At 73.2% G+C, this 22,312-nt stretch carries 18 protein-coding genes; 7 read left to right on the top strand and 11 right to left on the bottom strand.

Translation table 11 applies throughout. The features are described from left to right. Window positions 1-39: 39 nt before the first annotated feature. Both ABL310_RS07815 and ABL310_RS07820 read left to right on the top strand, forming a co-directional pair. Complete coding sequence (locus ABL310_RS07815) at window positions 40-1,518, top strand: phospholipase D-like domain-containing protein (RefSeq protein WP_349371120.1); 1,479 nt, start codon at window positions 40-42, stop codon at window positions 1,516-1,518. 116 nt (window positions 1,519-1,634) lie between these two features. Then, the gene (locus ABL310_RS07820) at window positions 1,635-3,725 is read left to right on the top strand and encodes a molybdopterin oxidoreductase family protein (protein ID WP_349371121.1); all 2,091 of its coding nucleotides are present in this window, start codon (window positions 1,635-1,637) and stop codon (window positions 3,723-3,725) included. A 28-nt stretch (window positions 3,726-3,753) separates the two neighbouring features. Here the strand turns inward: ABL310_RS07820 and ABL310_RS07825 are convergent, their stop codons facing one another. The 3 genes from ABL310_RS07825 to ABL310_RS07835 all read right to left on the bottom strand — a co-directional run bounded on the left by ABL310_RS07825 (window position 3,754) and on the right by ABL310_RS07835 (window position 8,881). Beyond that, window positions 3,754-4,221 (bottom strand): hypothetical protein, encoded by a 468-nt coding sequence (locus ABL310_RS07825; RefSeq protein WP_349371122.1) that lies wholly within the window; start codon window positions 4,219-4,221, stop codon window positions 3,754-3,756. Between the two features lie 103 nt (window positions 4,222-4,324). Beyond that, on the bottom strand, window positions 4,325-6,511 hold the full coding sequence (gene scpA / locus ABL310_RS07830; protein ID WP_349371123.1) for a methylmalonyl-CoA mutase: 2,187 nt from the start codon (window positions 6,509-6,511) through the stop codon (window positions 4,325-4,327). Between the two features lie 390 nt (window positions 6,512-6,901). Beyond that, window positions 6,902-8,881, bottom strand: coding sequence for a methylmalonyl-CoA mutase family protein (locus tag ABL310_RS07835; protein WP_374730403.1), 1,980 nt, complete (start codon window positions 8,879-8,881; stop codon window positions 6,902-6,904). Between the two features lie 196 nt (window positions 8,882-9,077). On the opposite strand from ABL310_RS07835, the gene ABL310_RS07840 reads away from it, so the two are divergent. The 5 genes from ABL310_RS07840 (at window position 9,078) to ABL310_RS07860 (ending at window position 14,035) form a co-directional block, all read left to right on the top strand. Further along, window positions 9,078-9,533: a (2Fe-2S)-binding protein gene (locus tag ABL310_RS07840; protein WP_349371125.1), complete on the top strand. Its 456-nt coding sequence runs from the start codon at window positions 9,078-9,080 to the stop codon at window positions 9,531-9,533. Between the two features lie 14 nt (window positions 9,534-9,547). After that, window positions 9,548-11,740, top strand: a complete 2,193-nt coding sequence (locus tag ABL310_RS07845; RefSeq protein WP_349371126.1) for a xanthine dehydrogenase family protein molybdopterin-binding subunit — start codon at window positions 9,548-9,550, stop codon at window positions 11,738-11,740. A gap of 217 nt (window positions 11,741-11,957) precedes the next feature. Beyond that, window positions 11,958-12,569: a glutathione S-transferase family protein gene (locus tag ABL310_RS07850; RefSeq protein ID WP_349371127.1), complete on the top strand. Its 612-nt coding sequence runs from the start codon at window positions 11,958-11,960 to the stop codon at window positions 12,567-12,569. Between the two features lie 39 nt (window positions 12,570-12,608). Continuing rightward, entirely contained in the window at window positions 12,609-13,256 is a 648-nt protein-coding gene (locus tag ABL310_RS07855) for a uracil-DNA glycosylase family protein (protein ID WP_349371128.1), read from the top strand. Then, window positions 13,253-14,035 (top strand): enoyl-CoA hydratase-related protein, encoded by a 783-nt coding sequence (locus tag ABL310_RS07860; protein WP_349371129.1) that lies wholly within the window; start codon window positions 13,253-13,255, stop codon window positions 14,033-14,035. Before ABL310_RS07855 ends, ABL310_RS07860 begins: the two co-directional genes overlap by 4 nt. Before the next feature lie 168 nt (window positions 14,036-14,203). On the opposite strand, the gene ABL310_RS07865 is transcribed toward ABL310_RS07860, so the two are convergent. The 8 genes from ABL310_RS07865 to ABL310_RS07900 form a co-directional block, all read right to left on the bottom strand. Beyond that, window positions 14,204-15,070 (bottom strand): NAD(P)-dependent oxidoreductase, encoded by an 867-nt coding sequence (locus ABL310_RS07865; RefSeq protein WP_349371130.1) that lies wholly within the window; start codon window positions 15,068-15,070, stop codon window positions 14,204-14,206. A 265-nt stretch (window positions 15,071-15,335) separates the two neighbouring features. Then, the gene (locus ABL310_RS07870; RefSeq protein ID WP_349371131.1) at window positions 15,336-15,743 is read right to left on the bottom strand and encodes a curlin; all 408 of its coding nucleotides are present in this window, start codon (window positions 15,741-15,743) and stop codon (window positions 15,336-15,338) included. Window positions 15,744-15,773: 30 nt separating this feature from the next. Continuing rightward, entirely contained in the window at window positions 15,774-16,151 is a 378-nt protein-coding gene (gene csgH / locus ABL310_RS07875) for a curli-like amyloid fiber formation chaperone CsgH (RefSeq protein ID WP_349371132.1), read from the bottom strand. A 63-nt stretch (window positions 16,152-16,214) separates the two neighbouring features. Beyond that, window positions 16,215-16,646, bottom strand: coding sequence for a curlin (locus tag ABL310_RS07880; RefSeq protein WP_349371133.1), 432 nt, complete (start codon window positions 16,644-16,646; stop codon window positions 16,215-16,217). A 115-nt stretch (window positions 16,647-16,761) separates the two neighbouring features. Next, entirely contained in the window at window positions 16,762-18,774 is a 2,013-nt protein-coding gene (locus tag ABL310_RS07885; protein WP_349371134.1) for a VWA domain-containing protein, read from the bottom strand. Between the two features lie 81 nt (window positions 18,775-18,855). Then, on the bottom strand, window positions 18,856-20,775 hold the full coding sequence (locus tag ABL310_RS07890) for a M1 family aminopeptidase (protein ID WP_349371135.1): 1,920 nt from the start codon (window positions 20,773-20,775) through the stop codon (window positions 18,856-18,858). A 139-nt stretch (window positions 20,776-20,914) separates the two neighbouring features. Beyond that, the gene (locus tag ABL310_RS07895; protein ID WP_349371136.1) at window positions 20,915-21,283 is read right to left on the bottom strand and encodes a DUF190 domain-containing protein; all 369 of its coding nucleotides are present in this window, start codon (window positions 21,281-21,283) and stop codon (window positions 20,915-20,917) included. Then, window positions 21,280-22,263 (bottom strand): sodium-dependent bicarbonate transport family permease, encoded by a 984-nt coding sequence (locus ABL310_RS07900; protein ID WP_349371137.1) that lies wholly within the window; start codon window positions 22,261-22,263, stop codon window positions 21,280-21,282. Before ABL310_RS07900 ends, ABL310_RS07895 begins: the two co-directional genes overlap by 4 nt. Window positions 22,264-22,312: the final 49 nt, after the last annotated feature.

Here is a 22,312-nt window from a genome sequence, read left to right on the forward strand (position 1 = left end):
CTCCCGCAGCACCGGCCGCGCCGCCGGGGGAGGAGATTCATGCCGACGCACGCCGCTCGCGAGCCCGACGGGGCCGCGCCCGACCGGATTCTGCGCCCTGGCGAGACCTGCTGGCGCATCGCCCATGCCGATCGCGCCGGCTTGATCGTCGACGCGCAGCATTATTTCAAGGCCGCCAAGGAGGCGATGCTCGCCGCCGAGCATTCGATCATGCTGATCGGCTGGGATTTCGACCTGCGCATCCTGCTCGAGCCGGAGGGGTCGACGCTCGAGGGGCCGAACGGGCTCGGCGACTTCCTGCGCTGGATCGCCAAGCGGCGGCCGGACATGCAGATCAACGTTCTCAAGTGGGACCTCGGCATGATCCAGGCGCTCGGTCGCGGCTCGACGCCGCTGATGATCCTGGACTGGACCACCGACAAGAACGTGCGCTTCCACCTCGACGGCGCGCATCCCCCCGGCGCCGCGCACCACCAGAAGATCGTGGTCATCGACGACGTCTTCGCCTTCTGCGGCGGCATCGACATGACCGCGGACCGCTGGGACACGCGCGCCCACGGCGACCACGACGATCGCCGCCGCCGCCCCGGCGGCCAGCCCTACGGTCCCTGGCACGACGCCACCATGGCGCTCGACGGCGACGCGGCGAAGGCGCTCGGCGACCACGCCCGCGAGCGCTGGAAGCTCGGCGCGGGCGAGGATCTCGAGCCCCCGCCGCCGCGCGCGCCGCTCTGGCCGTCCTCGGTGGCGCCGACCTTCGTCGACGTCGACGTCGGCATCGCCCGCACCGCGCCCCTGTTCGGCAACTACCCCCGCGTGTTCGAGGTGGAGAGCCTGCTGCTCGCCTGCATCCGCGAGGCGCGCGAGACGATCTATTGCGAGAGCCAGTATTTCGCCTCCCGCACGGTGGCGGAGGCCATCGCCGCGCGCCTGCGCGACCGCGACGGGCCGGAGATCGTGATCGTCAACCCGCTCTCCGCGGACGGCTTCCTGGAGGCGGCGACCATGGATTCGGCGCGGGCGCGGCTCCTCAAGCTCGTGCGCGACGCCGACCGGCACGACCGCTTCCGCATCTACACGCCGGTTACGCAGGAGCGCGAGGACATCTACGTCCACGCCAAGATCCTGATCGTCGACGACCGGCTGATCCGCATCGGCTCGTCGAACCTGAACAACCGCTCCATGGGCTTCGACACGGAGTGCGACGTCGCCGTCGAGGCGGTGGCGGGGGCGCCGGACGAGGCGCGCATCCGCGAGCGCATCCGCGAGGTGCGGGCCGACCTGCTGGCCGAGCACCTCGCCTGCTCGCCGCAGGAGGCGCACGCCGCCCTCGCCGAGCACGGGCTGGTGCGCGGCATCGAGAGCCTGCGCAAGCCGGGCCGGGCGCTCGAGCCCTACGAGCCCGATCCGGTCAGCCCGGTGGAGGAGATCCTCGCCGAGAACGACCTGCTCGACCCCGAGCGCCCGCCGAAATGGCTGCGCCGCGCCAAGGCGACGCTGCTCGCGCCGCTGCGGTGAGCGGGGAAACAGCGCCGCAGGCGCGCAGGGGATGACAGGCGTCGCAGCTCTCGCGGCGTTCCATCCCGCGCGTCCCCGCTTCCCACGGCCCCCGCGTTCTGGCACAACTCCACCCCATGAACGCACCGCCCCGCATCGCCCGCCGCTCGTCCGTCTGCCCGCACGATTGCCCCTCGACCTGCGCGCTCGAGGTGGAGGTGATCGAGGGGCGCTCCATCGGGCGCGTGCACGGCGACCCGACCCAGAGCTACACGGCCGGCGTGATCTGCGCGAAGGTCGCGCGCTACGCCGAGCGCATCCACCATCCCGACCGGCTGACGCATCCGCTGATCCGCACCGGCGCGAAGGGGGAGGGCGCCTTCCGGCGGGCGAGCTGGGACGAGGCGCTGGACCTGATCGCCGGGCGCTTCCTCGCCGCCGAGGCGGCGCACGGGCCGCAGACGGTGTGGCCCTACTACTATGCCGGCACGATGGGCCTCGTCATGCGCGACGGCATCAACCGGCTGCGGCACGCCAAGCGCTATTCCGGCATGTTCGCGACCTTCTGCACGAACATGGCCTGGACCGGCTACATCGCCGGAACGGGCAAGCTCGCGGGGCCGGACCCGCGCGAGATGGCCAAGTCCGACTGCGTGGTGATCTGGGGCACCAACGCGGTGCACACGCAGGTCAACGTGATGACCCACGCCATCCGCGCCCGCAAGGAGCGCGGCGCGAAGATCGTCGTCGTCGACGTCTACGACAACGCCACGATGAAGCAGGCGGACGTCAAGCTGCTGCTGCGTCCCGGCACCGACGGGGCGCTGGCCTGCGCGACGATGCACGTGCTGTTCCGCGACGGGCTCGCCGACTGGGACTACCTGCGCCGCTACACCGACTGCCCGGACGAGCTCGCCGCGCATCTCGAGACGCGAACCCCCGCCTGGGCCGAGGCCATCACCGGCATTCCCGCCGCGGAGATCGAGGCCTTCGCCCGGCTCGTGGGCGAGCGCCGGCGCACCTACTTCCGGCTCGGCTACGGCTTCTCGCGCCAGCGCAACGGCACGGCGAACATGCACGCGGCGTCGTGCATCGCGGCGGTGACCGGCGCGTGGCAGCACGAAGGCGGCGGCGCCTTCCACAACAACGGCGCGATCTTCCACTGGAACAAGTCGCTGATCGAAGGCCACGACCTGCGCGACCCGACGGTGCGCATGCTCGACCAGTCGCAGATCGGTCGCGTGCTCCTCGGCGACGCCGAGGCGCTGCGCCACGGCCCGCCGGTGACGGCTCTGTTCATCCAGAACTCGAACCCCGTCTCGGTGGCGCCGGAGCAGGAGCTGGTGAAGGCCGGCTTCGCGCGCGAGGACCTGTTCACCGTCGTGCACGAGCAGTTCGTCACGGAGACCGCGGCCTATGCCGACGTGGTCCTGCCGGCGACCATGTTCATGGAGCACGACGACCTCTACCAGGGCGGCGGGCACCAGCACATCCAGATCGGCCCGAAGCTGGTCGATCCCCCGGGCGAATGCCGCTCCAACCACGAGGTGATCGCGGCGCTCGCCGAACGGCTCGGCGCGGAGCATCGCGGCTTTCGGATGACGCCGCGGGAGATCATCGACGAGACGCTCTCCGTCTCCGGCTGGGGCTCCCTCGCGGCCTTGGAGGCGGATCGCTTCCGCGACGCGCAACCGCCGTTCGAGGAGGCGCACTACCTGAACGGCTTCGCCTGGCCGGACGGCCGGTTCCGCTTCCGGCCGGACTGGACGAAGGTCCCGGCGCCGACGGCCGGAGCCATGGGCCCATGGGCCGACATGCCGTCCCTGCCGGACCATTGGGCGGTGACGGAAGACGCGACGCCGGACCATCCCTTCCGGCTCGCGACCAGCCCGGCGCGGCACTTCCTCAACTCGACGTTCACGGAGACGCCGACCTCGCGGGAGAAGGAGGCGCGGCCGAGCGTGCTGATCCACCCGGAGGACGCCGCCGCGCACGGGATCGCGGACGGGGACGAGGTCGCGCTGGAGAACGCCCGCGGGCGCGTCCGGCTCGCGGCGCGGCTGTTCGCGGGCGTGCGCCGGGGCGTGCTGATCGCGGAGGGCATCTGGCCGAACGCGGCCCATCCGGACGGGCGGGGCATCAACACGCTGACCGGCGCCGATCCGGTGGCGCCCTACGGTGGCGCGGCGTTCCACGACATCCGGGTGCGGATCGCGCGGGCGGGCTAGCCGCGTCGGCGAACCCGCCTGCGCGCTCTCAATGCCCGCCTTGGCTCAGGCGCGCGTCGCGCGGTGCGCTGAGGATCTCGCTGAGCGATTGGGAGATGTGGCGCGCTTCCTCGTCCTGGAGGCGCAGCATGATCGGCGGCAACCGTCCCGCGCGTAGCGAGACGACGGCGTGCCCGTCCTGGTCCAGGCCGATGTCGATCGTCGGGGACGTCACGTCGACGACCTCCCCCTCGATCGTCTCGACGCCCTCGCCGTCGCCGCCCTCCTCCTCTTCCGCCAGCTGGCGGGCGAGCTCCTCGGTGAGCTCCTCGTCGGTGAAGGCCTCCTCGAGCTCGTCCTCGTCGAGGGCGTCGTCCATCACGTCGAGCAACTGGGTCAGGGCCGAGGCGAGCGTCCGCGCCGCGCCCGCATCCATCACGATCGCGGTCGATTGGTCGTCCTTCTGAAACGACAGCTGAATCTTGTCGCCTTCGACGGAAAGTGAGATGCCGGCCATGATGCTCCTTTCGGCGGTCCCCGTTATATGGGAGCGAGGCGGGGGTCCTGTCCAGAGGCGGCGGCGGATGGGAGGAAAAGCCCGCGCGGCCGACTCCGTTCCGTCACTCCGCCGCTTGGCGCGGTTCGTATCCGAGCCGCCGGTTGAGCTCGAAGACGAGCTTCTCGGCCGCGTCCGCGATCACGGTGCCGGGCGGGAACACCGCGGAGGCGCCCATCTCGAGGAGCGTGGGCACGTCGTCGGGCGGGATCACGCCGCCGACCACGATCATCACGTCCCCGCGATCGTAGGCCTCCAGAGCCTTCTTCAGCTCGGGCACCAGCGTCAGATGCCCCGCCGCCAGCGACGACACGCCGACGATGTGGACGTCGTTCTCGATCGCCTGACGCGCCGCCTCCTCCGGGGTGGCGAAGAGCGGACCGATGTCGACGTCGAAGCCGAGATCGGCGAAGGCGGAGGCGATCACCTTCTGGCCGCGATCATGGCCGTCCTGGCCCATCTTGGCGACGAGGATGCGCGGGCGCCGCCCGTCTTCCTCCTCGAAGGCCTCGACCAGCTTGCGCACGCGCTCGACTGCCGGCGACATGGCTCCGACCTCCCGCTTGTAGACTCCCGAGATCGAGCGGATCTCGGCGCGATGGCGGCCCCAGACGCTCTCCAGCGCCGCCGAGATCTCGCCGACGGTGGCCTTCGCCCGCCCGGCCTCGACGGCGAGCGCCAGGAGATTGCCCTCGCCGGTCTCCGCCGCCTTGGTCAGCGCCGCGCAGGCGGCGTCGACGGCGCCCTGGTCGCGCTCGGCGCGCAGACGCGCGAGCTTGTCCAGCTGAAGCGTGCGGACATTGGCGTTGTCGACCTTGAGCACCTCGACCGGGCGCTCGTCGAGCGGCTTGAACATGTTGACGCCGATGACCGCCTGGTTGCCGCTGTCGATCCGCGCCTGGGTGCGCGCCGCCGCCTCCTCGATCTTCAGCTTGGGCACGCCGGCCTCGATGGCCTTGGCCATGCCGCCGAGCGCCTCGACCTCCTCGATATGCGCCATCGCGGTCTTCGCCAGCTCGGCGGTCAGCCGCTCGACGAAATGCGAGCCGCCCCAGGGGTCGATGACACGGGTCGTGCCGCTCTCCTGCTGGAGGAAGAGCTGCGTGTTGCGGGCGATGCGCGCGGAGAAGTCGGTGGGCAGCGCCAAGGCCTCGTCGAGCGCGTTGGTGTGGAGCGACTGGGTGTGCCCCTGCGTCGCCGCCATGGCCTCGATGCAGGTGCGCGTGACGTTGTTGAACACGTCCTGCGCGGTGAGCGACCAGCCGGAGGTCTGCGAATGCGTGCGCAGCGCGAGGGACTTCGCGTTCTGCGGCTCGAACTGCTTGACGAGCTTCGCCCAGATCAGGCGCGCCGCGCGCAGCTTCGCCACCTCCATGAAGAAGTTCATCCCGATCGCCCAGAAGAACGACAGGCGCGGGGCGAACTGGTCGATCGTCAGCCCCGCCGCGAGACCGGCGCGGATGTACTCGACGCCGTCGGCGAGCGTGTAGGCGAGCTCGAGATCCTGCGTCGCCCCGGCCTCCTGCATGTGGTAGCCGGAGATCGAGATGGAGTTGAACTTCGGCATCTTCTGCGAGGTGAAGGCGAAGATGTCCGAGATGATCCGCATGCTCGCCGAGGGCGGGTAGATGTAGGTGTTGCGAACCATGAACTCCTTGAGGATGTCGTTCTGGATCGTGCCGGCGAGCTTGTCGGCCGGCACGCCCTGCTCCTCGGCGGCGACGATGTAGAGCGCCATCACCGGGAGCACCGCGCCGTTCATGGTCATCGACACGCTCATCTGGTCGAGCGGGATGCCGGAGAACAGAGTGCGCATGTCGTAGATGGAATCGATCGCGACGCCCGCCATGCCGACGTCGCCGGCCACCCGCGGATGGTCGGAATCGTAGCCGCGGTGGGTGGCGAGGTCGAAGGCCACCGAGAGCCCCTTCTGCCCGGCCGCGAGATTGCGCCGGTAGAAGGCGTTCGAATCCTCCGCCGTCGAGAAGCCGGCGTACTGGCGCACGGTCCACGGCTGGGTGACGTACATGGTCGGGTAGGGTCCGCGCAGATAGGGCGCGATCCCCGGCGTCGTGTCGACGAAGCCGAGCCCCGCGCGGTCCTCTGCGCTGTAGGCGCCCTTCACCGGGATGCCTTCCGGCGTCTCCCAGGGCGCGCCGGCCTCGGCGCCGGCCGCGGCCTCGCCGCGCGCGGCGCGGGCGAAGGGAACGCTGGTGAAGTCGGGCAGGGTGCTTCCGAGATTGGCGCTCATTGGCAGGCCTCTACACGTGCTGTCACCCCGGGTCGCGAAGCGGGCCCGGGGCCCAGATCCTCGGGGGTGTGTTCAGCGTGCGCGCAAGCGCGCGCGTCCACGAACGCCGCCGCAAGCGTGTCGCGCCGCGGCGTGTCGCAATCCGGGATGACACTCCCCCCTGTCATCCCGGGGGCCGAAGGCAGCCCGGGACCCGGAACCTCCGGCGACTGTTCAGCGTGCGCGAAGCGCGCGCGTCCCGCGCCCGTAACGCAGGCGTTCGCGTCGCGGGACGCGGCGTTGCACGCCGCTCCACGATCGTCGGCGGATATGGGTCCCGGACTTGCTTCGCAATCCGGGATGACAGCGGGTGGCGTCATGCTTGGAGGATGAGCGCACCGGCTCGCGATATCAAGCACGGGCGGCCTCCTCGGCATGGGCGAGCGCGTCCTCGAGCAGCCCGAGCAGGTCGACGCCGATGGAGACGAACGCGTCGACGCCCGCTTTGCGCCAGGCCTCCTCGTCCGCGCCCGGGCGGCCGGCGAGGTAGAGACGGGTGCAGCCGGCGGCCTTCATCGCCTGGGCCGCCGCGACGGCCTCGGTCTCGTAGAGCGCGTCCGACGAGCACAGGCAGGCGATGGTCGCGTCGGACTCGGCGAAGGCGTCCGCCATGGCGGCGTGGTCCGGGAAGCCGTCGTTGCCGAGCGCGGCGATGCCGCCCGCCTCGAAGGCGTTCTTGGCGAAGGTGGCGCGGGCGTTGAAGGCGGCGAGCGGGCCGATATTGGCGAGGAAAACCGCCGGGCGCTTGCCGTGGGCGGCGAGGAGCGCGTCGGACCGGTCGCGCAGGCGCTCGTAGGGCTCGGCGTCGCGCCGGCGCGGCAGCGGCGCGAGCGTCACGGGCGCGACGCCGGCCGGCGCGGCCATGAGCCGGGCGAGGCCCGCGCCGTCGGCCGCGGCGGCGACGAGGTCGGCGAAGGCCGCGACGGGCCTGGCGTTCGCGTCGGCCTCCGACGAGGGCGGGGCGGGATGTGGCGCGTCGTCCACCGCCATCGCCACCGCCACCGGCTTCTCGTCGAGGAACGGGAATTCCGAGACGCCGGTGATGGCGTCCTTGCGCTTGGCGAGGGCGGCGTCCCGCGCGGCGCGGGTCGCGCGGACGCGCTCCTGCAGGGCGCCCGTGCGCAGGCTCTCGACGATCCCGCCTTCGGCCTCGACCTCCTGGAACAGCGCCCACGCTTTCTCGCACAGGGCGTCCGTGAGGCCCTCCAGCGCGCCCGAGCCGGCCGCCGGGTCGGCGACGCGCCAGAGGTTCGATTCGTGCAGGAGCACGAGCTGCGTGTTGCGGGCTACGCGCCGGGCGAAGGCGTCGGGCAGCCCGAGCGCGGCGGTGAAGGGCGTCACGACGAGCGAATCCGCCCCGCCGACGCCGGCCGAGAAGGTCGCGACGGTGGCCCGCAGCAGGTTCACCCACGGATCGCGGCGGGTGGTCATGCGCCAGGCGGTCTCGGCGTGGAGCCGGATCGGTTTCGGCGTGAGCCCGCTCGCCTCCTCGATCCGCGCCCACAGCGCGCGGAGCGCCCGGAACTTGGCGATGCCGAGGAACTCGTCCGCATCGGCGACGAGCAGGAACGAGAGCGCGTCCCGCGCCGCGTCGAGCCCATGCCCGCCGGCCTCCAGCGCGCGCAGATAGGCGACGCCGCAGGCCAGCGCGAAGGCGAGTTCCTGCGCCTCGCTCGCGCCGGCCTCGTGGACCGGCCGCGCATCGGCGAGGAAGGTGCGCCCGGTGAAGCCGCGCGCGGCGAGGTCGGAGAGCGTCTGCGCCGAGCGCTCGGCCACGATCTCCCAGGGCGCGGACATCCGGCCCGCGGCGGCGGCCGCGCCGATCGGGTCGAGGGCGAGATCGAGGGTGAGATCGGCGAGCGCGTGGCCGCGGCGTTCGGCGAGCGCGATCAGCAGCGCCGCCGCCTGCCGCCCGGCGCCGCCGGCGTCGAGCCGGACATGGACGAGGTCGAGCATCACGCCCGCCAGCGCGGCGTCGAGATCCTCCACCGTCTGCGCCTGCAGCCCGAAGCCGCGCGCCGAGGGCGCCTGGGGCAAGACCAGCGTCAGCGCGTCGGCGCCGCCCTCGAGATCCTCCAGCGCCTGCGCGTTCGCCGCCTCGAGCCGCGGATCGTCGACGCGCTGCGCGACGCGCCAGGGGCCGTGCGCGGCGCGGCCCGGCCGGGCCGGGGCCTCCGCCTTGTCGTAGAGCGGCTGGACCGCGAGCCCGTCATAGGTCCTCGAGACGAGCCGCTTCTCGAAATCCGCGCCCTTGAGCACGCCCTCGGCGAGCCTGCGCCAGTCCTCCCGCGAGGGGAGAGGGAAGTCGGCCGAGAGGGCGTTGTCGTCGATCATCCATGACACTCCGCGTGATGCCGGCTTCGTGGTCTACCCGCAAACCGCAGCCCTGCGAAAGTCGCACTTTCGTTGCGGATCGCCTCGGAGCGCAAGCCCGCAACGGCGCGCCGCCCGTCCGCGTCGCGGCGTTGCGCCCCCTGTCCGCCCTCGCCCTCGCGTCCTATCTCTTCGCGTGAAAGGACGAAGCCGCATGATACGCCTCACCTTGAACGGACGCGAGACCGCGCTGGACGTCGACCCCGAGATGCCGCTGCTCTGGGCGCTGCGCGACCATGCGGGACTCACGGGTACGAAGTTCGGCTGCGGCATCGCGCAGTGCGGGGCCTGCACCGTGCATCTCGACGGCGCGCCGATCCGCGCCTGCGTCACCCCCGTCGCGGCGGTCGAGGGCGCGGCGGTCACGACGATCGAGGGCGTCGACGGCCCCGTTGCCGAGGCGGTGCGCGCCGCCTGGCGGGAGCTCGACGTGGTCCAGTGCGGCTATTGCCAGTCGGGCCAGATCATGGCCGCGATCGGCCTCCTCTCGCAGACGCCCGCACCGACGGACGAGGACGTCGTGGCGGCCATGGACGGGAATCTCTGCCGCTGCGGCACCTACCAGCGCATCCGCGCGGCGATCGCCGACGCGGCCACGCGGCTCGGCTGAGGGGAGGACGTCTCATGCTGTTCAAGCCGCTTTCCGCCCCCGCGCCGACCCGCCGCGGCTTCCTCGCCGGCTCGCTGACCCTCGGGCTGACGCTCGCCCTCGACAAGCGGGCGGCCCGCGCCGCCGCCGCGGCCCCCACCGCGCCCTCGGCGCCGGTGGCGCCCAACGCCTTCGTCTCCATCGCGCCGGACGACACGGTGACGGTGACGATCAAGCATCTCGACATGGGCCAGGGCGTCACGACGGGGCTCGCCACCCTCGTCGCCGACGAGCTCGACGCCGATTGGGGCCAGATGCGCTTCGCCTTCGCCCCGGCCGACGCCGCGCTCTACGCCAACCTCGCCTGGGGGCCGGTGCAGGGCACGGGCGGGTCCACCGCCACCGCCAATTCCTGGCGGCAGCTGCGCCAGGCCGGCGCGGCGATGCGGGCGATGCTGATCTCCGCCGCCGCCGCCGAATGGGGCGTTCCCGAGGGCGAGATCGGCGTCGCGCGCGGGCGCGTGCGCCATGCCGCGAGCGGGCGCGAGACCGGCTTCGGCGCGCTCGCCGAGGCCGCCGCCGCGCTGCCCGTGCCCGAGGCGCCGCGCCTCAAGACGCCCGCCGAATGGATCTACATCGGCAAGGAGGGCGTGCCGCGCCTCGACAGCCCGTCGAAGACCGACGGCACGGCGACCTATTCTCTCGACGTGCGCCTGCCCGGCATGCTGACCTCTGTGGTCGCCCATCCGCCGCTCTTCGGCGCGCGGGTCGCCTCCTTCGACGACGCCGCCGCGCGGGCCGTGAAGGGGGTGGTCGACGTGGTGGAGATCCCGACGGGCGTCGCCGTCGTCGCGCGCGACACCTGGTCGGCCCTGCGCGGGCGCGAGGCGCTTTCCGTGACCTGGGACGAGAGCCGGGCGGAGACGCGCTCGACGGAGGCGCTCGTCGCCGAGGCCCGCGCCCGCGCCGAGCGCCCCGGCATGGTCGCGGCGCGCGCCGGCGACGCGGCGGGCGCGCTCGCGGACGCGGCGACGCTGATCGAGGCCGAGCACGTCTTCCCCTATCTGGCGCACGCGGCGATGGAGCCGATGAACGGCGTCATCGCCCGGCGCGAGGACGGATCCTACGAGGCCTGGGGCGGCTTCCAGATCCAGACCATCGACCAGGCCGCCATCGCCTCGATCCTCGGTGTCGCGCCGAACCGGGTGCGGCTGAACACGCTCTTCGCCGGCGGCTCCTTCGGCCGGCGCGCCGTGCCGGGGGCGGACTGGGTCTCGGAGATGGCGCATATCCTGAAGGCGACAGGTGAGGCGGCGCCGATCCACCTCGTCTGGACCCGCGAGGACGACATGCGGGCGGGTCATTACCGCCCGCTCGTGCTGCACCGGGTCCGCGCCGGCCTCGACCCCGAGGGCCGGATCGTCGGCTGGGAGCACCGCATCGTCGGCAAGTCGATCCTCAAGGGCACGCCCTTCGAGGCGCTGATCGTCGCCGACGGCGTCGACGCCACCAGCGTCGAGGGCGCGCGCGAGACGCCCTACCGGATCGCCAACCGGAGCGTCGAGGTTCACGACACCCGCGAGCAGGTGCCTGTGCTGTGGTGGCGCTCCGTCGGCCACACCCACACGGCCCACGCCGTCGAGACCATGATCGACGAGCTCGCGACCGCCGCGGGGCAGGATCCCGTCGCCTACCGCCTCGGCCTCATGGAGGAGGGCGCGCGCGAGGCCGCGGTGCTGCGCCTCGCCGCCGAGAAGGCCGGCTGGGACGGTCCGGGCCCGGGCGGCGGCCGGGGGCGAGGCGTCTCGGTCCATACCTCCTTCGGCACGGCCTGCGCCATGGTGGCTGACGTCTCGGTGGAGGGCGGCGTGATCCGCGTCGATCGCGTCGTCGCCGCGGTGGAGTGCGGCGTGCCGGTGAACCCGGACGTGATCCGCGCCCAGATCGAGGGGGCGGTGGGCTTCGGCCTGTCGTCCGTCCTGCGCGAGGCGGTGACGCTCGAGGACGGGCGCGTGCGCGAGACGAATTTCGACGCCTACCGCCCGACCCGCTTCTCCGAGATGCCGCGCGTCGAGGTGTACATCGCGCCCTCGCAGAACGATCCCTCCGGAATCGGCGAGCCCGGCGTGCCGACGCTGGCGCCGGCGATCGCCAACGCGGTCTTCGCCGCGACCGGCCGGCGCCTGCGTTCGCTGCCGCTCGACCTCGCCGCCGGCGAGGGTGCGTGAAGTAAAGGCGGCCGCCGGGAACTCGCCCCGGTGTCGGGGCGTTGCCGATCGTCCCGAGTAGACTCTCTTTAGGGTGACCTCCAAAGGAAGGCTTCTTCCAGCCCGGCCGAAAGCCGGGCTTCTTTTTTGCGCGCGGCGTTCGGCGTCCGCGCCCGATTGACGCGCCGAGCCCGGCGTGCTCGCCTCCTCCGCCCAGGAGACGCGCAGGAGGCACGGAATGAAGCTCTACGACGGCGGGCGCGTGCCCAATGCGCGGCGGGTGCGCATCTTCCTCGCCGAGAAGGGCGTCTCAATCCCCCTCGTTCCCGTGGATCTCGGCAAGGGCGAGCACAAGAGCGCGGAGTACACCGCCATCAACCCGCTCCAGCGTGTTCCCGCCCTCGTCCTCGACGACGGGACGACGATCTGCGAATCGCTCGCCATCTGCCGCTACGTCGAGGCGCTCCATCCCGAGCCGCCGCTCTTCGGGACGGACCCGCTCTCGATCGCCCGCATCGAGATGTGGGAGCGGCGGATCGAGCACGGCCTCCTCGCCCAGATCGCCGCGATCTTCCGGCACACGCACCCCGCCATGGCCGAGCTCGAGGTCCCGCAGGTGCCCGCCTGGGGCGAGGCGAACCGGCCGAAGGTCGAGGCCTCGCTCGCCTTCCTCGACCGCCATCTGGCGCAGAGCCCGTTCCTCGCCGGCGACGCGTTCTCGGTGGCCGACATCTCCGCCCTCGTCGGTCTCGATTTCCTGCGGCTCGCGAAGATGCGCGTGCCGGAAGAGCTCGCCGCGCTGACCGCCTACCACGAGCGCCTGAAGGCGCGCCCCAGCGCGGCGGCCTGACGCCTCGCTTTCGCCGGGACGGGCGCTTATCTGCGCTCCATGACCGCTCCCCTCGACGCCCTCCTCGCCGACCTGCGCGGGTGCCGGATCTGCCGCGACGCGCCGGCCCGCGGCGGGCCGCTGCCGCACGAGCCGCGCCCGATCGTCCAGGCGCATCCGGCGGCGCGGCTGTGCATCGCGAGCCAGGCGCCGGGCAACCGCGCGCACGTCGCCGGCGTGCCCTTCCTCGATCCGTCGGGGGTGCGCCTGCGCGCCTGGCTCGGCCTCGACGAGGCGACCTTCTACGATCCGCACCGGGTCGCCATCGTGCCGATGGGCCATTGCTTCCCGGGCTACGATGCCAAGGGCGGCGACCTGCCGCCGCGGCGCGAATGCGCGCCGGCCTGGCGCGAACGCGTCTTCGCCGAGCTGTCGAAGCTCGAGCTGATCCTCGTCATCGGCTCCTACGCGCAAGCCTGGCACCTGCCGGAGCACGCCAAGGCGGGGCTGACCGAGACCGTGCGGAACTGGCGGGAGATCCTCGCCGCGCCGCGCAGCCCGCGGGTGCTGCCGCTGCCGCATCCGTCCTGGCGCAACAACGCATGGCTCAAGCGGCATGCCTGGTTCGAGGACGAGCTCTTGCCGGTTCTGCGGGCGCAGGTAGCATCGCTGATCGAACGAAGCGCGCAGGAGGAGAACGCTGCATGACCGAGGTTCTGAGGACGACCCGCGAGGACGGGGTCGCGACGCTGACGATCACGCGGCCGGAGAAGCTGAACGCGCTCACCGCGCGCGTGCACGCCGAGCTGCGCGGCGCGCTCGCCGCCTGCGCCGAGGACGAGGCGGTGAAGGTCGTGGTGCTCACCGGCGAGGGGAGGGCGTTCTCCGCCGGGCAGGACCTCACCGAGGACCTGCCGCGCGGCCCCGACGGGCGCATCGACCTCGGGCCCCCGCTCGCGCGCGACTACAACCCGCTGATCGAGACGCTCGTTTCCTATCCCAAGATCACGATCGCGGCGCTCAACGGCCCGGCGGTGGGCGCGTCCATGAACATCGCGCTCGCCTGCGACATCCTCCTCGCCGCCCGCTCGGCCTACCTGCAGGAGGCCTTCGCCCGCATCGCGCTGATCCCCGACGCGGGCGGAACGTATTTCCTGCCGCGCCTCGTCGGCCCGAAGCGCGCGCTCGCCCTGATGCTGACGACGGACCCGGTGCCGGCCGCGGAGGCGCAGGCGATGGGTCTCGTCCACAAGGTCTTCGACGACGCCGATTTCGCCCGCGAGGCCGGGGCCTTCGCGATGAGGCTCGCCGAGGGCCCGCGCCTCGCCTACCGCCTCACCAAGGAGGCCGTGGCGAAGAGCCTCGACAACGACCTCGCCGCCCAGCTGGCGCTGGAGGCGAAGCTCCAGCAGGAGGCGGGGTTCTCGGACGACTTCGCGGAGGGCGTGGCGGCGTTCCGGGAGAAGCGCGCGCCGCGGTACGGGTGAGCAGCTGTCCGCCGGCGCCGAAACCTCCCCGCAGGGGAGGTGGGCCGCGGCGAAGCCGCGGACCGGAGGGGTTAGAGACCGTCATCTGGTCCCCTGTCCCCACCCGCCGGCCTTCGGCCGACTCCCTCCCCTGCGGGGAGGGTACCGTGCGGCGCGCGTCGCCTCCGGTCACTTCTCCAGCCGCGCCACCAGGCTCGACGTGTCCCAGCGCTTGCCGCCCATCTTCTGGACGTCGGCGTAGTACTGGTCGACCAAAGCCGTGAGGGCCAGCGTCGCGCCGTTGTTGCGGGCCTCGTTGAGGACGATGTTCAGGTCCTTGCGCATCCAGTCGACGGCGAACCCGAAGTCGAACTCGCCCGCCGCCATGGTCTTCCAGCGGTTCTCCATCTGCCAGGAGCCGGCGGCGCCCTTCGAGATCGTGTCGAGCACGGCCTCCATGTCGAGGCCCGCGCGCTTGCCGAAATGGACCGCCTCGGCGAGACCCTGCACCACGCCGGCGATGCAGATCTGGTTGACCATCTTGGTCAGCTGGCCGGCGCCGGCGGGGCCGATCAGCCGGCACATGCGGGCGTAGGACGCGATCACCGGCTCGACCTTCTCGTAGGTCGCCTGCTCGCCCCCGCACATCACGGTGAGCACGCCGTTCTCCGCGCCGGCCTGGCCGCCGGAGACCGGCGCGTCGACGAAGCCGAAGCCCTTCTCCCAGGAGAGCGCCGAGAGCTCCCGGGCGACCTCGGCGGACGCCGTGGTGTGGTCGACGAAGACGGCGCCCTTGGCGATCCCCTTGAACGCGCCGTTCTCGCCGATCGTCACCTCGCGCAGATCGTCGTCGTTGCCGACGCAGGCGAAGACGATCTCCTGGCCCTCGGCCGCCTCCCGCGGCGTCTTGGCGAAGGCGCCGCCGTGCTCGGACACCCAGCGCTCGGCCTTCGACTTGGTGCGGTTGTAGACGGTGACCTCGTGGCCCTTGTCCTTGAGGTGCCGAGCCATGGGGTAGCCCATCACGCCCAGTCCCAGGAACGCTACCTTCGCCATCGTCGAAGCTCCTCGCATGAGGGAATGCGCCGCGCCCTCGCGCGCGGGCCCAAGAGATGGTCGACGGTTCTAGGTCGGCGGGCCCGGCGGGTCAAACGCGCAAACGTGCGGGAACGCGAAAGGCGGCGTGCCGAGAGGGACGTGGCCCCGCGGCATCGCCGCGCGGGAACCGCGACCGCGAGACGAGGCGCGGCCGCGGCGACGAAAGGCCCGCGCGGGTCGCCCCGCGCGGGCCTCGCCGTTCGTGGAGCGGCGTCGCGCCTCCTCAGAACCCGTACTGGACTGTGACGCCGGACTGGCCGTTCCCCGTCTGCTGGACGTGGGCGTCGGTGTTCTCGCCGAACTGGAACAGGCCGTGGGCGTTGCCGTGCCCGTTCTGCTGGATCGTGCCGTTGTGGCCGTTCCCCTCCTGGTGCACGATCCCGAGATTGCCGGAGCCGTTCTGCAGAAGGCCGCCGGCATTGCCGTTGCCGTGCTGGCCGATGTGACCGCCGCCGTTCATGCCGTTGGCGAGGCCGAAGATCGCGAGGCCGGTGCGCAGCGCGAGGTCGCCCTCGGGCGTGCCCGGCGAGACGGTGAGGCCGACGGAGCCGCCGGCGAGAGCGGGGCCGCCGGCGAGCGCCGAGAGGGCGAGGGCGGCGGCGGCGAGGGTGGTCTTCGAGCGGGTGAGCATGGCGTGTCTCCTCGGAATGGGGCTGTCCGGTCAGGGGTCGATGCGCAGGGAGCAGGCGACGGTCTCGCCGCCCGCATCGATCTCGAGCGCGGCGTCCGTGGCGGCGGAGGCGCTCACCATGGCGCGCGAGAGCCGGACGGTCTCGCCGGCCTGCGCCGTGAACGGCCCGCCCTGGCGGATGCTGGTGCGCCCGGAGGCGCTGGCGCCGGCGAGCGTCAGGCGATAGGCGCCGCTGACCGTCTCGTCGGAGGCCACCGTCGGCGCGACGGCGATCATGCCGCCCGAGCGCTCGACGAGGATCTCGCAGCGCAGCCCGTGCTGCGCGTCGGTGGCGGTCGCGCCGGACGAGCCGGCGGCGAGGGCCGCGAGACCGGCCGCCGCGAGGAGCGTCTTGCGGGGATCGAGCATGGTCTCTCTCCTTCGCGCGGGGCGACGGGGCGGGGGAGGGGCGGCCCCGTCGCGGCCGGCGCGTCAGTGGCAGTGCTGGACGATTGCGGCGACGTTGCCGGCGCCGTTCTGGTTGACGCTGCCGTTGCAGTTCTCGCCGACCTGGACCGCGGCCGCGACGTTGCCGGCGCCGTCCTGGGTCATGATCGCGTCGTGGCCCGCGCCGATCTGGCCGACGCCGCCGACATTGTGCGCGCCGCGCTGATGGACCTGCGCGTCGTTGAACGCGCCCAGCTGGCCGATGACGCCGGTGTTGCTCCAGCCGTCCTGCGTGGTGACGCCGCGATTGGCGACGCCGTCCTGCCAGGTGCCGGCGTGATTGCCGACGCCGATCTGGCCGCCGCCGGCCTCGTTGGCGATGCCGTACTGGTCGATGAAGAAGTCGTTCGCGCTGGCGGGAGCGGAGAAGGCGGCGCCGAGAGCGACGAGGGCGCCGAGGACGAGCTTGCGGGTCATGGTCGTGTCTCCTCTGGTCGACGACCGCCGCTGCTGCGGCGGGGGGCGTCCGGTTGGCCCGGATGCTCGTTCGTCGGAGGGGGACGCGAGGAGGTTCGAAGGCGATCGCTCTTTTTCAGTCGACCGCGAGCGGGACGCGCGCGACGACGCCGCGGTTCGCGCCGGACCAGTAGCGCAGCTCGTAGGCGCCGGGCTCCGCCGGGGCGCGCAGCGTGACGGCGCGGCCGTCGGGCGGCAGGCGGGTCGCGGCGAGGCTCTCGCCGTCGGCCGCGCCGGGGTGGGCGATCTGGAGGTCGTCGCGCGGGCCGCCGGGACCGGTCCAGGAGACCGAGAAGGGCTCGCCGGCCTTGACCTTGGCGTCGGGCGTCAGCGTCGCCTGCGCGGGCTCGACCGTCAGCGACGCCGTCGCGAGCACGGCCCGGCCCTCGCCCGACCAGTAGCGCAGCTCGTAGTCCCCCGGCTCCAGCGGCGCGTCGAGGGCGATCGCGCGGCCGTCGGGCTGGATGCGGCCGAAGGCGAGATAGGCGCCGGCGTCGGCGCCGGGGCGCACGAGATGGATCTCGTCGCGCGGCGCGCCGGGACCCTGCCACGCCACCGCGAAGCGCGCGCCGCCCATGACGCGCTCGGGCGGCGCGAGCGAGACGAGGGCGGGCATGACAACGAGCGTCGTCGCGGCCAGAACCTCCCGGCTCGCGCCGGACCAGTAGCGCAGCTCGTAGTCGCCGGGCTCGACGGGCGCGCTCATCCGGATCGGCCCGCTCGCGCCGCCGAGGCGGCCGAAGCCGAGCTCCTCGGTCTCCGGCGCGCCGGGGCGCGCGATGCGGATCAGGTCGCGGATCGCGCCCGGCCCCTGCCAGGCGACGGTGAAGGCCGCCCCGGCCGAGACCGCCTCCGGCGCGGCGATCACGACCGGCGTCGGCACGACGGCGATGGGCGTCTCGCCCAGGATCTCGCCGTCCTCGGCGGAATAGTAGCGCAGGACGTAGTCCCCCGGCTCGACGGGCGCATCCAGCGTCACCGGCCCGCGATCGGGCGGCACGCGGGCGGAGAAGACGGCGTCCGCCGGCGCGGCGCCGGGGCGGGCGATCTGGATGTCGTCCCGCGGCGCGCCGGGGCCCTTCCACCCGACGCGGACCTGCGTCCCCTGCGCGACCTCCTCCGGCGCGTCGAAGCCGACCCGCGCCTCGACCACGTCGAGCGGCGCGCGCGCGATGATCGCCGCGCCCTCGCGGAAATAGTAGCGCAGCTCGTAGGCGCCGACCTCGCCGGGCGCGATCGCCCGGACCGGCCCGCCGTCCGGGTCGAGCCGGACGGTGCGCAGATAATCGCCGTCGCGCATGTCCGGGCGGGCGATGTGGAGATGGTCGAAACGCCCGCCGGGGCCTTCGACCGCGATCTCGAAGCGCGTGCCCTCCGGCACCGGGTTCTCGAAGGCGAGGCGCGCCTCCGGCAGGGACGCGGCCGGCGGCGGCGCCGCGGGCGCGGCGACGGTCTGGGCGAGGGCGAGGCGCAGGTCGTCGGCGTTGCGGGCGTCGAGATAGGCCCCGCCGGTCTCCTCCGCGAGGCAGGCGACCTGCCGGCCCTCCTCGTCGGAGAGCCCGAAGCCGACGACGTGCACGGTGAGATCGACGCCCGCCGCCTCCAGCGCCGCGCCGAGCGCGCACGGATCGGCGTCGCAGGTCTCGATGCCGTCGGTGACGAGGACGATCGTGGCTTTGGCGTCGGTATAGCCCAGCGCCTCGGCGGCCTGCCGCACGGCGTCGGTGAGGGGCGTCTTCCCGCGCGGGACGATGCTTTGGATGCGCGCGGCGAGGTCCGGCCCGGCGCCGGGGCGCGGCGCGGCGAGTATCTCGATGTCCCCGCAATCGCCCTCCCGGCGGTGGCCGTAGGCGACGAGCCCGAGCGAGGTCTGCGCCGGCAGCCCGCCGAGCACCGCGTCCGCCGTCTCCCGCGCGATCTCGATCTTCGAGCGCTCGCCGATGCGTCCCCACATCGACCCGGAGGCGTCGAGGACGAGCATGGTCTCGTGCGCGACGGGCTCCTGGGCTCGGGCCGAGCCCGCCGGCGCGAGGGCGAGCGCCGCCGCGCAGGCGAGGCAGGCGCCGATCGATGTCGCGCTCGTCTTCATGACGCGTCTTCCCGCACGAGCGCCCCCGCCCGTGCATGGGAGAGTGCGGGAAGCGTGGCCGGGAGGCAAGCGCCGTGGCCGCTAGAACCGCCGGGTCAGCGGGCTCGCGCCGGTCTCCCACGTCTCGCGCCGCACGGCCTCGCCGTCGGCGACGACGACGAGGCTCTCCTTGGCGTAGAAGCGCAGGCGGCCGACGAGGTCGGCGAGGGCGTCCGGCGTGTCGGCCGAGAGATGGAGACGGGGCGGGCCCTCCCGCGCGATCCAGGCGCGCGCCTCGCCCGCGCGGGCGGGCGCGCCCTCCGCCGCGAGGCGGGCGACGTCCGCGGTGAGGCCGACGACGATCGCCGGCGCGTCCGGCGGGGCGGAGGCGGCGTCGAGCGCGGCGTCCGCGCCGACGAGGCGGCGCACGAGCGCCTGCGCCTCCGCGAAGGGCAGGGCCGGGGAGGGCGCGACGAGCGTGAGATCGTCCGCCCGCAGGACATCCCGCAAGGCCGGCGCGGTCTCGCCGTCGAGCAGCGCGCGCACGACGCCGAAATCCGGGTCGACGTGGACGGCGTCCGGCGCGGCGGGCGTCTCCAGGCGGAAGGTCCGCGTCTCGGCGTCGAGGCGCACGATCGTCTCCACCGGCCCCGCCGCGGTCTCGATCCGCACCGGCACCGAGAGCCGGTAGGCCGGCGCGTCCTGGGCGAGGGTGAGGGAGACGCCCGTCCCGTCCGCCAGCGGCGCGGCGTCGGCGAGGATCACGCGCGGCTCGCCGGCGCGCTCCAGCCATTGCCCGAAGAACCAGCCGAGATCGCGATCCGCCGCCGCTTCGAAAGCGGCGCGCACCTCCGGCCAGCCGGCGCGGCCGAAGCGATGCCGCTCGTAGAGCGTCCGCAGCCCGCTCCGGAAGTCCGCCTCGCCGAGCTCCTGCTCCAGCATCCGGAAGACGAGGGCGAGCTTGCCGTAGCCGACCGCCTGGCCGTCGTGCCCGCTGGAGCGGAAATCGACGATGGGCGTGCGCGCGTCCGCCGGGAGGGCGGCGAGGTCGGCGAGCCATTCGCGCCGCAGCGCCTTCGCCGCCTCCGGGCTCTCGTCGGCGGCGAGGGCGTAGTCCGCCTGGTAGGTGGTCAGCCCCTCGGCCCAGTTGCCGGCGCCGGCCTCGAGGCCGACGGCGTTGCCCCACCAGGAATGCAGGATCTCATGCGCCAGCGAGCGCCCGCGCATGTAGGGATGGGCGAGGATGCTCTGCGCCACGTAGGTGAGGTTCGGGAAGCCCAGCCCGACGGGGATCGGGGCAGCGACGATTGCGAAGCCGTCGTACGGGTAGGGCCCGATCTCCTCGGCGAAGCGGGCGAGAAAGACCTGCGCCGCGTCGAGATAGGCCGGCGCGTAGTCCCGCGCCGCCTCGGGGAAGTAGGTGCGCAGCCGAAGGCCCGCGACGTCGCGCTCGTCGACGATCCAGGGGCCGGCGAGGACGACCGGGGGCTCGTCGTGCGGCGCGAAGCGGAAGGTGGCGCGGCGGACGTCGCCGGCCTCCTCCTCGGAGACGAGCGCGCCGGTGGCGACGGCGCGCCAGGGCGCGGGCGTCTCGACGGTGAGGGTGTACGCGTCCCCGCCGTCCGCCGAGCGCGGCAGCCAGCCGGAGGGGTCGAGCAGGAAGGCGCCCTCGGGGCTCGCCCCGGCGGCGGCGAGGGCGCCGTCGACCGGCGGCAGCACGCCCTCGGCGGTGATCGTCACCGGGTCCGCGGCTGCGCGCGCGGCGGGGACGACGAGCCGCCCGTCCTCGGGGGCGATCGCCGCGTCGCCCGCCTGCGCGGCGAGGGTCTCGAGCCAGTCCGCTCCGTCCAGCACGAGCGCAGCGTCCGCGCCGGTGACAACGTCGCTCAGGGCGAGGGCGCCGGTCTCGGGATCGAGCCGCAGCGTGACCGCGTGCTCCGCCGCCGCGTGCGCGGGTTGCGTCGCAACGAGCCCCGCGACCGAGACCGCCAGAAAAGCCGCCACACCTTGGAGAAACCGCATCCGCCCTCCTCGTCCGCCGCGCGCCCGCGGCCATCCTTGGAGTTCGGCATATAGGGCGAGGACGCGCGCCGAACACGGCCGCCCGGCATCTCCCCGCAGGGGAGCTGGGCCGCGACGCGGCCCGGTGGGGAGGCCGCCCTCAGAAATGCTCCCGCCGGATCACCGAGACGTCCGAGATCGTCACGACGCCGATCTGGCGGGAGAGCAGCTTGTAGACCGGCTCCAGCACGTCGGGCACGCGGCTCTCGTCGAGGACGCAGATGACGAGCACCATCTGCCCCGCGTCGGAGACGAGGCCGGCGCGGCGCCAGGAGCCCTCGCGCCCGCGGCCCGCGAGCGCCGGGACGACCGTGTAGCCCGTCACCGCCAGGCGATCGAGCAGGTCGAGCAGCCGGTTCATGATCGGGGCCTCGACGATGATGTCGAGGCGCTTCTTGGCGTAGGTCTCGAGGCGCGGGGTCTTCGCGTCGTCCGGCTTCCGGTCGTCCGGCTTCTGGTCGTCTGTCATGGCAGCGCCTCCGCGAGCGCGATGTAGAGCGGGATGCCGAGCGTCAGGTTGAACGGAAACGTCACCCCGAGCGAGAGGGTGAGATAGATCGCCGGGCGCGCCTCGGGGAGCGCGAGACGCATGGCCGCGGGCACCGCGATGTAGGAGGCGGACGCCGCGAGCGTGATCAGCAGCGCCGTGCCGCCGGCGGAGAGGCCGAGCGGCAGCGAGACGAGCGCGGCGAGGGAGGCCCCGACCAGCGGCATGTAGAGCCCGAAGGCGAGCACCGGCCCGCGCAGCTCGCGCCAGCCGGAGCGCAGGCCGCGCCCGGCGACGAGGCCCATGTCGAGCAGGAACAGGCAGAGCACGCCCTGGAAGGGCGCGACCAGGAAGGGCGAGACGATCTCGAGCCCGCGATCCCCGGTGATCCAGCCGATCACGAACGCGCCGGCGAGCAGCACGATGGAGCCGTTGAGCAGGATCTCGCGCATCAGCGCGCCCGGCGGCTCGTCGCTCTCGGGATCGCGCCCCGCGGCCTTGCGCGCGCCCTGCGCGAGCCACAAGGCGGTGAGGATCGCCGGCGCCTCCATCACGGCCGCCACCGCCACGAGATAGCCCTCGGCGACGAGGCCGGAGAGCCGCACCGATTCCGAGGCGGCGACGAAGGTGACGATGGAGATCGAGCCGTAATGCGCGGCGACCGCGGCGGCGTCGATCTTCGGCAGCCGGGTGGTGCGGCTGAGGATCTGGAAGGCGATCCAGGGGATCGAGAAGCTCAAGAGGGCGCCGGCGATCACCGCCCCGATCAGGCGGGCGTCGACGCCGTGGCCCGCGACGCTCGCCCCGCCCTTGAAGCCGATCGCCATCATCAGATAGAGGGCCAGCGCCTTCGCCACCGCTTCCGGCACCGCGAGGTCGGAGCGCGCCAGCGCGGCCGCGAGACCGAGCGCGAAGAACAGGACGATGGGCGAGGTGAGATTGGCGACGATGAGCGAGAGCACGCGGGAATCCACCTCGGTCTGGCGGCGGGCGGCTCCTCCTTAGCGGCGC

This window comes from Salinarimonas sp., from assembly GCF_040111675.1.
Classification (GTDB): domain Bacteria; phylum Pseudomonadota; class Alphaproteobacteria; order Rhizobiales; family Beijerinckiaceae; genus Salinarimonas.